The sequence below is a fragment of the Nostoc sp. DSM 114167 genome (genome assembly GCF_052692655.1).
The window spans coordinates 4,403,734-4,416,687 of record NZ_CP195116.1; the positions used below are offsets into that span (position 1 = coordinate 4,403,734).

A 12,954-nucleotide genomic window follows, 5' to 3' on the forward strand; every position below is an offset into this window, starting at 1 on the left:
CATTTTTATCCAATTTAGTAGTAAAACAATTTAAGTATTCTTGCGGCGGAATAAGAGCAGCTTCTTTGTTATTGTCATTTGATACTTTGCAAGTCAACAAATTTTGAATTTTAGACTGTTCTGCGGAACGCTACGCCTAGCTTGCTTCTTTGGAGGGTACGGCTACGCTCAGTCGAAGGATTTTAGATTTTGGATTTGTATCACTTACAACAGGTGTTAGTGTAGCAAGACCCTAGTCTGGCAGAAAACTAAAATCGGGAATCTAAAATCTAAAATTGGCAGTCAAATTTATATAGGCTAATGGCATGGCAAAATCAGAGGAGCGTGCTATATTTTACGCCATTAGCTGTGTCTTAATAACAGCGCAAAACTCAAGTGTGCGCGGTGACGGTGTGAGGATTTGCCAATATGTTGAGATGTTGACGGCTCCCATAAATGTGAATCAGGAGAAAAGACTGTGAAATTACGCTGGTTACTATCCAGTACTATTGGAACCATCTTCATGCTATCGTCGCCGGCAATGGCCGCGAGACTTGAATCTTGGCGTTTTGATGCCAATCAAAACAAGTTGGAAATTAATACTCAAGGGGATGTTCAACCCCAAGCACAATTAATTTTTAACCCGACTCGTCTAGTTATTGATTTACCAGGAACCTCATTTGGTCGTCCGCAGCTAACCCAACAGGTGGGCGGTGCAATTCGTTCAATCCGTGTTGGGCAGTTTGACGAACAAACAACGCGCATAGTGGTTGAACTAACTCCTGGTTATAGTTTAGACCCCAAACGAGTGCAATTTGTGAGTACAACTGGCGATCGCTGGACAGTGCAATTACCTAGGCCAGAAGCCGACAATGTACCCGCAAGAAACACTGAAGGGCAACCAGAACAAGCTATAGCCTCTGATACTTCACCCAGAACATCTACACCAACATTCCCCCCAAGGAATATTTATAATGTGGTGACAAGTGGCTCTGTAAATCCACAGAACACCAGATCGCTGAACAACAGAATGATTGTCGCCAAAGTTACTCAAATTGAGAACTTACAAGTCACTGGTGATGGTTTTTTTGTCCGTACCAATGGTGGTAATCCTCAGATTCAGGTAAATCGTAGCAACGATCAAAAGGCAATTAACATCGATATTACTGGCGCAACTCTATCACCAAGTTTAGAGCAGCGAGATTTGTCAATTAATCGCTATGGTGTTAGCCGTATCCAGTTCAGCCAGCTGCAAACTAGTCCATCTGTTGTTCGCCTGACTTTACAAGTAGATGAAAATAGTCCAAATTGGCGAGCAACCACTAGCAGTGTTGGTGGTTTTGTGGTTCTACCCAGTCGTGGAGTTGCCCAGTTGCCTGGAAGTAAAAGTCCACGTCCCATACCACCAAGTAATACACCTGCTAGCATTCAGTCTGTACAACTGGCTAATAATGGTACACAACTGCTGATTCGAGCCGACCAAACTTTGTCTGCTACAGGAGGATGGGATAGAACCTCTGGTCTGTTCCGCATCACTATCAACAATGCTAAGTTAGCCCCCAAAGTCACAGGCCCGACTTTTAATCCTAATAGCCCAATTTTGCGGGTACGCCTGCAACCACAAGAATCCAATACTGTCACCGTCTTGGTTCAACCAGCCGCTGGAGTACAAATTGGGGAACTCAACCAAGTTGGCGACCAGCTTTTAGCTTTAGAATTACGGCGTAGTAGCAGCATCACACCGCCCATTGCTTTACCTCCTCTGCCATTACCAGACCAAGGACAATTACCAAATCCCATAGATAATCCCCGTCCAATCTCCCAGCCACAGCCACGCCCCTCAGTTCCCAGAGGGAAATTGCTAGTAGTTATTGACCCAGGACATGGTGGAAAAGACTCAGGTGCCCCTGGTTTGGGAGGACTTTTAGAAAAGAATGTAATTCTGCCTATTGGGAAAAGGGTAGGAGCAATTTTAGAGCAAAATGGTGTACAAGCGGTACTAACGCGGGATGCCGACTTTTTCGTAGAACTTCAGGGACGGGTAGATATTGCCAAGCGGGTTAATGCGACTTTGTTTGTCAGCATTCACGCTAATTCTGTTGATAATCGCCCTGATGTCAATGGGTTAGAAGTATATTATTTCGATAGTGGTTACAATCTGGCTGAAGTAGTTCGTAAAACCATTCTCCAGGACATCGGTACTATTAAAGACCGGGGAACCCGCAAAGCGAGATTCTATGTTCTGAGGAAAAGCTCCATGCCTTCGATTTTGGTAGAAACAGGCTATATGACTGGTTACGAGGATAATCCCAGATTGGGAACACCTGAATATCAAAATCGGATGGCAGAAGCGATCGCTCGTGGCATTCTAAAATACTTACAGCAGAGGTAATATAGTACAAATTACTAATTAAAGAGGTGGTATTTAAACTTCTTTGACGCGCAGAATTTAGTGGTCAATTTGGAGATTGTCTGCTAAATTCTGTATTTTAAATCTCAAAACCTAAAAATATATCTGCCTGTGTATTCATCTTCCATTTTTGAAGGGAATCTTGACGATTTTTCCAATCGAGAACCCCAACGTGCCCCAATTGGCATCTTTGATAGTGGTGTGGGTGGGCTAACAGTACTGCGACAAATTTATCGACAACTTCCCAATGAATCAATAGTTTACTTTGGGGATACAGCTAGACTTCCTTACGGAATTCGTTCACAAGCAGAAATTTTACGATTTACACGTGAAATTATTACCTGGCTACAACAGCAGCAGGTAAAAATGGTGATTATGGCTTGCAACACCAGTTCTGCCCTAGCCCTAGAAACCGTGCGTCAAGAATTCAGCATACCTATTTTGGGAGTAATCCTACCGGGTGCAAAAGCTGCGGTGCAGCAAGGAAAACGGATTGGTGTAATTGCCACTCCAGCTACAGCTAAAAGTAATGCTTATAAGCACGCTATTCTTGAAATTGCTCCCGATGTCCAAGTCTGGCAAGTTGGATGTCCGGAGTTTGTGCCATTGATTGAGCAAAACCGCATTCACGATCCTTACACTGCACAAGTCGCACGAGGCTACCTAGAGCCTTTATTAGAGCAGGAAATTGACACTCTAGTTCACGGCTGTACCCATTATCCCCACCTGACACCAGTACTGCGATCGCTCCTCCCCTCTCAAGTCCAGTTGGTCGATCCAGCTGTTCATGTTGTCGCAGCTTGTGCGCAAGAACTAGACTTACTAGGCTTAAGAAATACTCATCTACCATTACCAACTCGCTTCGCCGTCAGCGGTTGTCCGCAACAGTTTTCTCAGTCAGGAGTGCAGTGGCTAGGCTATACCCCAATGGTTGAAGAAGTTTCTTTCACCGATATCGCTATTTCCCAACTCCAATAAAACTATTTCAAAAGTGAGAAGTTAGGAGTTAGAAGTTTTGAATTAATAACTCCTCACTTCTAACTCCTAACTATTGACTATTAACTGCTTGAGTTACCTTTGTCCTTACTGATATCTCCTGCTTGTGTTTTCCTTCGGTAGATGAAGAGAAACTTGTCGGAACAGTCTTTGTACCCGTTCGCTTCGCCAGTGCTAATAACAGGTAGACTGTGAACAAATATCCAGAGGCTAAAATAAAAATCATCATAGGTATACTTCCGTAAATCATTGTTCTACTAGCACCCTTCTAAACGAATATAAAATTTCATAAAATTAGTAGAACCTCAGCCAAGCAAGTACATTCTTGATGACTGTAGTTTCCTATGGTAAAATTACCTATAGAGATAAAATCCTCTACGGACAAAAAATGACCTAATGCGACTTCTTGCAAACCATAGATCCCACAGCAGTTAGCTTGCCGTTTAGCAATCTAAAACTACGATTCTCAGCGGTCTACTCGATCTGCGTTATTTTTGCTCAAACTGCTGGGAAAAGAGCAATGCTTGCGCTCTACGTGCGCTAAGTACGTGTAGCGGCTTCCCATAGGGATATCACACAGCTCCAAACCAAGAGTTTTACATATCGTAGGAAAAATTAAAGAATTTATTCCCTTAATCTACCGACGAATATTTATTTTATACTCACAGCACCAATTAAGTAAAATCAACTAGTAGCTGACTTAACTTTTGGGCTGCCAATATCTTACAAAATTTAAAATTCCTATATTTTAGCGTAACACAACGACCCTAAATTTTGAGCTTATTGGGCTACTAAATTTCAAATTTTTTGAAGAGCTACACCTCAATCTAGAGAAATTTAGCCTTGCCTCTTGGCGGCAAATTTGGATTACTTAATTTTTGTCAATAAGTAATATTGCTTAAATTGTTTTTGGAACTGTGGCAATGAAGGTGAGATGAGAAACTACTTAAGACAATTTAATGTAACCTGTCTCCCGTGTACTGAGAATTCATTTTTTAAGTTAGTTTAAAGTTTAGTGTTCAAAATTAAGTATAATTGCCTATTGACAAAAACCTTAACAACCTTAATTATCACCCATAGACTCATAAAAACGGGATTACCTGATGAAAACTTTGCGCTGGCACAGGGTTATCTTAAAATGAGTATAGGATATGTAAACTTTCGTAACCTAAGTCAGAGTCCGCCCATCCATGACCCCAGCCACCTCCCTGTTTACCCCTGTGGAAGCAGACCTGCGATTACTAGCAGATAACCTAAAACAGCTAGTTGGAAATCGCCACCCCATTCTGTTTGCAGCAGCCGAATATTTATTCGGAGCTGGGGGAAAGCGTATTAGACCAGCAATTGTCCTGCTAATATCGCGGGCAACAATGTTAGAACAAGACATTACACCGCGTCATCGTCGCCTTGCTGAGATTACAGAAATGATTCACACAGCAAGCTTAGTACATGACGATGTGGTAGATGAATCAGACGTGCGGCGAGGCGTTCCCACTGTTCATAGTTTCTTTAACAGTAACCGCATTGCCATCTTAGCAGGAGATTTTCTCTTTGCTCAATCGTCCTGGTATTTAGCAAACTTGGACAATTTGGAGGTAGTGAAACTGCTCTCACAAGTCATTATGGATTTGGCTACTGGGGAGATTCAGCAGGGACTTAATCGTTTTGATGCTGGTATCTCTATTGAAACGTACATTGAGAAGAGTTATTACAAAACAGCTTCGTTAATTGCCAACAGTTCTAAAGCTGCTGCGTTACTTAGTGAAGTCTCGCGAGAAACTGTTGAGCATCTGTATAGCTACGGTCGTCATTTTGGTATAGCATTTCAAATTGTTGATGACATTTTAGATTTCACCAGTACAACAGATACCTTGGGTAAACCAGTGGGGTCCGATCTCAAAAGTGGTAATCTGACTGCACCGGTTTTATTTGCTTTAGCCGAAAAACCATCCTTGGAAGTGCTGATTGAACGAGAGTTTGCTCAAGAAGGAGATTTAGAGCAAGCACTAGCATTGATTCAAGATAGTCAAGGTATACAGCAAGCGCGAGAGTTAGCTGCTCATCATGCTAAGTTGGCAATTGAACATCTTGCAGTTCTCCCATTCTCAGAATCCCACCAGGCATTGATTAACATTGCTGAGTACACACTGAGTCGCCTCTATTAAATCAGTTCTCAGTTCTTAGGTAGAAAGTGGGAATTTAGATGTAGGTGTGTTGTGGCTTCTGTAACCCACGGAAAACCTGAAATGTTGTGTTATGCAACGCTTTAACACACTGAGGTAGCTTTATGTTTAATTTAATCCACTTATTTAGCAAGTAGAAAGTGGGGTTTTGATTTGGAAGTTCTTAGGGATTTCTAAAAAATAAATTACTACTACTTCTGGGGTGGATAGTTTTGACTGAGCGTTCACTCTAAAGACTTGTCCGCTTTTGGTTACTGGCCACCTCACAATCAAGAATGAGATATTTTTTGATGTGAAAGTTTTTAAGTATAAAACTCTGCTTCACTAGGAAACTAAAACTTAAAAACGGAAAAATGTTCACTGATAACTATTTTTTAATCAATTTTAGGTTTCACCAAAAGTTGAGTCAGTCGTATGGTGTAACGGAAAGAAAAAATTTCTTTTTTCACTGATTTAGAAAACTTTTTTAAAGAAATTTGAGATTTAAAAATTTGGATGTGGGGTTGTATCTAAAAAATCCCACATCCAAATTTTTTCTATGCAATATCAGGGGGTATCTGTTTAGGCGATCGCTTTTGTCGTAACTGTTTCTGCATGAGTTTTTCTAGTTCAGTGCGTCGAACTTCGACGGTATGAGTGGTCTTACCCGGCGTCTCCAAAAAAACGATACTATCTACGGGTTCTAATGCCACCAATTGGAACAAAATATGGGTGACAGGAGTAATTTTAGCTAGCATTTGAGGGTCAAGCCCATCAGGGGAAATTAGAGAGACATCCTGTATGGTAGGGAAAGCGTAAATCACACGTTTTTCTAATCCTGGGTTAGCACGATTGCTCAATGTAGTTAAAACCCAGCTTGACTCCGAATTCTGGAGAATATAGTACTGGGAGTAGCGTAATTTTTGAGCGATCGCTCTCAGCGCAGGAGCAATTGCTGCAACAAGATGTGGTGTCATACCATCGCGGGGTGCATTGTCAATCAGCAATTGAATTTGTGCTTCTAAATCCATAATGACTTGTATACGACTCTTGGGTAATGGCAATAACATCTATCAAGTGTGAACAATCCCATCAGAATTGGGAATAATAAAATCAGCCATATCTTCAATATAGGATTGGCCTGCGTTTAGCTTATACGTAAAACCAAACTAGCCAATACCCACAGTCCTACAGGTTGTATTTAAGTTAAGTTAGGGTCTTTTGAAAACCGAGACTATGAATTCAGCCGCAACCGCAACTATTCCATCTGCAACTATTCTGGGAGAAAATTCTACAGGCGTGGAGGCGATCTTTCAACTCCTGTCCAAGGAGTTTCAGCAGTCAACCAAAGCTTCGGAACAGAATTGTCACGACGTAGCAAGACGTATTACCACCGAAGTCTACCGGATTTGTCATGAGAGTAAACGTATCCAAGCTTCTGGATCTGTAGAAAGCTCGGCGATGACCTTGGCTCGGCATCGGCTGCAACAGTGTCTCAGGTACTATCAGTTGGGTTCAAATCGGGGCAGAGTCGAATTACACAGTACTTTGAGTGCAATTATTTATCGATACATTAATCCTCCTCAGAGACAATTGAGCTATCAAGGGCGGCTGACAATCATCGAAGATTTCCTCCAGAGTTTTTATTTAGAAGCGTTGAACGCTTTCCGGCGAGAAAATCAACTTGGTGCTACTTATCGCCCGCAGACGCTCTTGGAATTGTCCGAGTATATGGCATTTACCGAGCGCTACGGCAAGCGACGCATTCCCTTACCAGGGCGTCAGCAACAGCTAATTATCCTGCGCGCGCAAACTTTTTCCCAACAGCAGCCCCCAGAAACCAGCGTAGATATAGAACAAGCCGCAGAAGGTAGCAATAATGAAGGTGATGGTTCTTGGGAAGAGCCAGCAATTCACCAATTGCGCTCCACAATGGCAACGCAAGCCGAACCCGAACCCGAAGAAGACACCTTGCGTTCCGTTGTGGTTACGGAACTAATGAATTATCTCGAACAACGGCAACAATCTGACTGCGCTGATTATTTTTCTCTCCGCCTCCAAGATTTATCAGCACAGGAAATTGAATCGGTTTTAGGTTTAACCCCTCGTCAGAGAGATTATTTGCAACAGCGCTTTAAGTATCATTTAATTCGGTTTGCCCTGTTGCACCGTTGGGAATTAGTTCACGAGTGGCTGGAAGCTTCTTTGCACACCAATTTGGGTTTAACTCCCCAGCAATGGCAAGTATACACAGCACAGCTGGACAATAAGCAACGGTCTTTATTAGAGTTGAAACAACAAGGACAAGCTGATGAAAAAATAGCAAAAATTTTAGGGCTGTCAATGGCACAACTGCAAAAACGATGGTTTAAAATTCTTGAGCAAGCTTGGGAAATTCGTAACTCATTAGTTTCCGGATCGGGTGCATCTACTCATGAATAGTGACTCAGAATCCTTACAACACCGGTGTCTCGATTGGTTATTGACAGATGATGTCAAAAATAACGAGCAATCGGTAGAAAGTGAGGAAAATGACGGGGTAAAAAACCTCCTCAAAGAAGCCACTGCTTCAAAAAGCAGTGAGCCAAAATTAGGAGGAACGCCCCAGACCTTTCAACTGGGAGAAATTCCTACTGTGCAAGATCGTTTTCAAGCTGTCCTTAAGAATCGGTTACAAATCCAAGCCCAAGAACACCCACCGTTGTTTCCTTGGGAAACACAATTAATCGAATATCCTGATTTTGTTGATGAGCCTTCAATGACACTCGTTCCTAGCTGGGGATGGATGGTACAACAGTCAAAGTTGACCTTGCCAACCCGCTTACCGGAAAAAGTTTTCCAGCAATTGCTAGAACAATGTCAGGCTTTAGTGACATCTTCAGTGCCATTGGGGGCAAAATTAGTTCAAGTGGTGGAGAACTTTTTTCCCAATGAGTCTCAAGCACTAAATGACATAGCTGGATTGGTGCTAAGAAGCACCTATCGGTCTGCAAGTACTCTGGAGACAATGCCTGCTATTGAGAGCGATTACTCAGATTTACAACCGCGTCAACAGATGGCTTTGTCGTTGCTAGCAGCTAAACAACTGTTAGAAAATCTGACTCTACCAGTTTCAGCAACCAGTCCGGTGGTAGAAAGACAATGGCTAACCAGTGTTGGTGCTTTGAACATCAGAGTAGAATACCAGTCTCTGGGTAAACTTACGAAGTTACTTGTTCAAGCTGAGTTACCTGTTAAAGGAACTTTGACGCTACGGGGAAGTGGCACTTTAGCAATGACAACATCTTCGACTTCGGGATACTTAAATGTAGAGTTAGGCTGCGAGCAACTTAACCCAATTTATACCCTGGAAGTTGAATTTCCAGAAATAGACGAACAGTCGTTGTTATTTGTGATTAATCCCACGATCTAGTTGAAATTGCCACCGCTAGCACACTATCTCAATCAACGCCGATATATATTAAGAGGATTTTCCTGGTTTTGAAGCTTATCCTATTTTTCAATAAACGGTCATTAGGGTGTCTACGAGAAGCAGTTATTACAAAGACACAGGGACACGGGGATATGGGGACATAGGGATATTGAGAAAGTATTTGATTTCTCGATTCGCCGTGTCACCCATTTCTCGTGTATTTCCATCTCTACCCCTTAGATATCATTTTTTTAACACAGTGCTAGGGTAGCAAATGACGTCCCCTGTATTGTGTTTGTTGCATCTACATCATTGCTTCTACTAGACTCAAATGTTTAACTTATCCAGGATGAATCGGTTTTGGCGTCTCCCTGTAGGTAATTTCTGGCGACAAAATCCGCAGGGGTCGCCTTTGATTGAAGTGGAAGATTCTATTTCTTTACGGGTGCTGGTGCTAGCGTTGGTTATTTTGGGAATTGTAGCGACGGATATTGCTGCTGAAACTTCATTTAGTTTTTGGGCGTTACCCCTAAGTCTAGTGGGTGCAATTTGGAGTTATTATCGTCGCCGCGATCGCAATGTTGCAATTAAATTCTGCATCGCCATTGGAATGTTAGTAGCACTGGGTGCTTTCTTTGGGCGATTAGTCGGAGAGTTGAATGATACGCGGTTGGGTTTAGCAGAGTTATTAATTCAACTCCAGGTCTTGCATAGCTTTGATACACCCCGCCGGAAAAATTTGGGCTATTCAATTGTTATCGGACTGATTTTATTGGGTGTAGCAGCAACCCTAAGTCAGACTTTAGCATTTGCACCTGTATTGCTATTATTTTTAGCGATCGCTCTGCCAACTCTAGTATTAGATTATCGTTCGCGCTTGGGTTTGCAGCCATTAAAAACTCAAAAGAAAAAATTCAATCAGAAGAATTCCTCAAGTCTTAATTTTAAATTTTTAATTCTAACTTTTTTGCTAATTGTCGGTTTGGGACTGGCAATTTTTGCTGTTTTACCGAGATTCCCCGGCTATCAGTTACGGAATTTTCCTGTAAGTTCTGCTATTCAAGTAAAAAATAATTTTACAGGACGTAGTATCATTAACCCCGGTTATGTCCGCCAAGGGAAGGGTGAGAATCAAGGCAGTGGTAGCGGTGGTACGGCACAAAATAAAACAGGTGAACCAGGTAAAGTAGATAATAATTTTTATTACGGCTTTAATAGCCAAATGAATCAAAACCTGCGGGGGGAGATGAAACCCAAGGTTGTGATGCGGGTGCGATCGCAAGCTGAGGGTTTTTGGCGAGTATTAGCATTCGATCGCTATACAGGTAAGGGATGGGAAGTTTCTCGCAATGAAAATGTGACGACTGTTAGGCGATCGCCTTGGTCTTACCAAATTTTTCTTTCCCCATCTGTACTCACTGGTAAAACCCAAGAAGTAGTACAAACTTATACAGTGGTGTCGGATTTGCCTAACCTGATTCCGGCGATGACTTATCCCAAAGAAGTTTACTTTCCAGCACCAGTAATCGCTGTTGATAAAGAAGACGGATTGCGATCGCCTGTAGAATTATCAGAAGGTTTCACCTACACAGTAATTTCTGAAGTGCCATACCGCGATCGCACTAAATTAGGTGAAGCTTCTACTAAATATCCGCAACAAATTAAAAAGCATTATCTGCAAATTCCTCCCGAAATTGCCGAAAAAGTCCGGCAACGTACCGAAGAAATCCTCGCTAACTACAATCAAGAAAAAGTCGCAAAATCTGCTAAAAGCCTGGATTCACCCTACGAAAAAACTCTCTATTTAGCTCAATATTTAAAGCAACGCTACTCTGTTCCTCAAAATCCCTTAGAACTACCTTATTTGAGTGAAAAAGAAGACTTGGTAGAAACTTTTTTGTTTAAGCAAAAAGGAGGCTATCCAGACCATTTTTCAACAGTTCTCACGGTGATGTTGCGTTCCATTGGGATTCCAGCGCGGTTGGTAGCAGGGTTTAGTTCAGGAGAGTTTAATCCATTTACAGGGCTGTATGTTGTCCGTAATACTGACGCTTATGCGATGACGGAAGTGTATTTTCCGAAATATGGTTGGTTTGCCTTTGATCCTATTCCCAATCATCCTCTAATACCACCTTCAATAGAAGATACTCAGACTTTTAGCGTATTGCGCCAATTGTGGCATTGGGTTGCTGGCTGGCTACCTTCTCCGCTGACAGGTTGGTTGAATAATGTATTTGAGACAATATTTAAGTGGGTGATTAGAGCGATCGCTTGGTTTTTAGCTTTATTCTCTCAAGGTTGGTTTGGTGTATTAACTGGCTTAATCTTGTCAACTACAGCAGCTTTCTTCGCTTGGCTGGGTTGGGGTCAGTGGCGAGAGTGGCGCAACCGCCGATGGTTAAAGAAATTGCCAGCGATGGAGAGCCTTTATCAACAAATGCTGCAATGGACAACCCAAAAAGGTTTAGGCAAACATCCAGCACAAACACCTTTAGAGTATGCCAGAGTCTCATACCAGCATCATCCTATAGCAACTGCTGAGGTTATAGATGAAATTTGTCAAGCTTATGTTGGCTGGCGTTATGGCGATCGTACACCTAACTTGCAGCGATTGCGCCAAAGATGGCAAGGTTTGAAAAAAGCTGCTAAGTAGATTCAAAATATTGTTTATTTGTATCGAGGTGTACTCTCACATTTTGAATATGTCCATCTAACAGGACTTATAAAAACGATAGCCTCAACCCTGATTGTCAGGTAGTGGCAATTCATTAATTGCCCTACAGTGTGTAATTTTGAGTAAGTCCAGTATTTAGAGTCATCGGTAGAAATCATCAATTGGCGACTGTTGGATATGTAGCCCTCCAGTGTGCGGTTCCTGCACATAGGTTTTTGGTGGTCGAGGAAGTCTGTCGATACAGATTTGTGAACAAGCATTAACAAGAAGGGGCAAAACATCCGTAGCTACCGGAAGAGATATCCATACTTGATGTAAATTTGGAGCTATGACAAGAGCATTACATACACTGCACTTTATGGAGGAATCTGCCTCCACAGTTTTTCCTACCGGAAGCTTGGGAAATGGCGGGCGAAACTTGTAATTCCCATAAAGAGTACGAGTACTGACAGTACTATGCTTTAGTTTTTTGCAACGAGTAATTTCATAGGGAAACCAATGTAATCGATGGGATGTGTAGGGAGTAAACGTTTCTAAATTCGTCATCTCACCGATTTCTGGAGGTATGCGAACAAGATTGCTCCCGTACAGCATCAAGTGCTTAACAGATTTTAGTTTCGATATTGTCGAAGGCAGCGTGATAATCTGACTCCAGTCATCCCAGCCTATTTCACGTCCAGGGGCAAATTCTTCTCGCTCATCTGCGGATACAACCTCCACAAGCTCTAATAATCGCTTCCATGCATCGCACTCAATATCTTGATGCTCTTGATGCAGCTTTATCTCAGACCATTTATTGCCCAAGTAGTAAGCTTGGAAACACTTGCATGAAGGGCGGTTATTCATGTGTTCCTTTAGAGGACATAAAGCCTAGATATTATAATATGACCAACATTGACCTCAATCTCGCATCTGCATCAAATTCCTTGAAGAGTAGCGAAGCAAACCTTAGTAAAACACACCTGCACCAACCAACAGCACAGTAGTTGACCCAGCCACTGCTAGCACAGCATGAATTAAAGATAGCGATCGCAATGCCTCAATTGGCAAATAAGTCACCAATCCAGCCGGAATCAACGTGTACAAAAGTAGTTTCACCGTTCCCTCAAACAAAGTTGCTCGATAAGTACTGAAGGTAAGAATGGCATTTCGCCACTGTTGTGTCAGTCCTTTGGAATTGCGTAGATAAAAGCTGAGGCTACCCTTCAAAATATGAAAGCCGACAACATCGCCATTGAAACTCTCAATCCAGTAAACAACGCCAAATGCACCGCATCAGGCTTGACAAAAAACCAATCAATCCCATATCCAAAAAGCAATT

10 protein-coding genes are annotated in these 12,954 nt (G+C 42.2%); 6 read left to right on the forward strand and 4 right to left on the reverse strand.

Features of this window, described 5'->3' with window-relative positions:
* Positions 1-457 precede the first annotated feature (457 nt).
* Positions 458-2,371 (forward strand): N-acetylmuramoyl-L-alanine amidase, encoded by a 1,914-nt coding sequence (locus NSTC731_RS18860; protein ID WP_445626284.1) that lies wholly within the window; start codon positions 458-460, stop codon positions 2,369-2,371.
* 129 nt (positions 2,372-2,500) lie between these two features.
* Positions 2,501-3,367: a glutamate racemase gene (murI, locus tag NSTC731_RS18865; RefSeq protein WP_445626285.1), complete on the forward strand. Its 867-nt coding sequence runs from the start codon at positions 2,501-2,503 to the stop codon at positions 3,365-3,367.
* Positions 3,368-3,437: 70 nt separating this feature from the next.
* On the opposite strand, the gene NSTC731_RS18870 is transcribed toward murI, so the two are convergent.
* Complete coding sequence (locus NSTC731_RS18870) at positions 3,438-3,635, reverse strand: hypothetical protein (protein ID WP_322693620.1); 198 nt, start codon at positions 3,633-3,635, stop codon at positions 3,438-3,440.
* 940 nt (positions 3,636-4,575) lie between these two features.
* Here NSTC731_RS18870 and sds point away from each other — a divergent pair.
* Complete coding sequence (sds, locus tag NSTC731_RS18875) at positions 4,576-5,550, forward strand: solanesyl diphosphate synthase (protein WP_445626286.1); 975 nt, start codon at positions 4,576-4,578, stop codon at positions 5,548-5,550.
* A 554-nt stretch (positions 5,551-6,104) separates the two neighbouring features.
* Here the strand turns inward: sds and NSTC731_RS18880 are convergent.
* Entirely contained in the window at positions 6,105-6,578 is a 474-nt protein-coding gene (locus tag NSTC731_RS18880) for a hypothetical protein (RefSeq protein ID WP_322682951.1), read from the reverse strand.
* A gap of 205 nt (positions 6,579-6,783) precedes the next feature.
* Between NSTC731_RS18880 and hetZ the strand changes: the two genes are divergently transcribed.
* From hetZ to NSTC731_RS18895, 3 genes are all read left to right on the forward strand, one after another.
* Complete coding sequence (gene hetZ / locus NSTC731_RS18885) at positions 6,784-7,989, forward strand: heterocyst differentiation protein HetZ (RefSeq protein WP_445626287.1); 1,206 nt, start codon at positions 6,784-6,786, stop codon at positions 7,987-7,989.
* Complete coding sequence (locus tag NSTC731_RS18890) at positions 7,982-8,959, forward strand: PatU (RefSeq protein WP_445626288.1); 978 nt, start codon at positions 7,982-7,984, stop codon at positions 8,957-8,959. The genes hetZ and NSTC731_RS18890 overlap by 8 nt, the downstream gene beginning before the upstream one ends.
* A 349-nt stretch (positions 8,960-9,308) precedes the next feature.
* Entirely contained in the window at positions 9,309-11,612 is a 2,304-nt protein-coding gene (locus NSTC731_RS18895) for a transglutaminase TgpA family protein (RefSeq protein ID WP_445626289.1), read from the forward strand.
* A 162-nt stretch (positions 11,613-11,774) separates the two neighbouring features.
* On the opposite strand, the gene NSTC731_RS18900 is transcribed toward NSTC731_RS18895, so the two are convergent.
* Both NSTC731_RS18900 and NSTC731_RS18905 read right to left on the reverse strand, forming a co-directional pair.
* On the reverse strand, positions 11,775-12,479 hold the full coding sequence (locus tag NSTC731_RS18900) for a hypothetical protein (RefSeq protein ID WP_445626290.1): 705 nt from the start codon (positions 12,477-12,479) through the stop codon (positions 11,775-11,777).
* Positions 12,480-12,581: 102 nt separating this feature from the next.
* Positions 12,582-12,842, reverse strand: coding sequence for an ABC-2 family transporter protein (locus NSTC731_RS18905; protein ID WP_445626291.1), 261 nt, complete (start codon positions 12,840-12,842; stop codon positions 12,582-12,584).
* Positions 12,843-12,954: the final 112 nt, after the last annotated feature.

Excerpts from the sequence above, each read along its gene's own strand:
- NSTC731_RS18870 (WP_322693620.1), bottom strand. The coding sequence starts at position 3,635 with ATGATTTACGGAAGTATACCTATGATGATTTTTATTTTAGCCTCTGGA.
- sds (WP_445626286.1), top strand. The coding sequence starts at position 4,576 with ATGACCCCAGCCACCTCCCTGTTTACCCCTGTGGAAGCAGACCTGCGA.
- NSTC731_RS18880 (WP_322682951.1), bottom strand. The coding sequence starts at position 6,578 with ATGGATTTAGAAGCACAAATTCAATTGCTGATTGACAATGCACCCCGC.
- hetZ (WP_445626287.1), top strand. The coding sequence starts at position 6,784 with ATGAATTCAGCCGCAACCGCAACTATTCCATCTGCAACTATTCTGGGA.
- NSTC731_RS18890 (WP_445626288.1), top strand. The coding sequence starts at position 7,982 with ATGAATAGTGACTCAGAATCCTTACAACACCGGTGTCTCGATTGGTTA.
- NSTC731_RS18895 (WP_445626289.1), top strand. The coding sequence starts at position 9,309 with ATGAATCGGTTTTGGCGTCTCCCTGTAGGTAATTTCTGGCGACAAAAT.
- NSTC731_RS18900 (WP_445626290.1), bottom strand. The coding sequence starts at position 12,479 with ATGAATAACCGCCCTTCATGCAAGTGTTTCCAAGCTTACTACTTGGGC.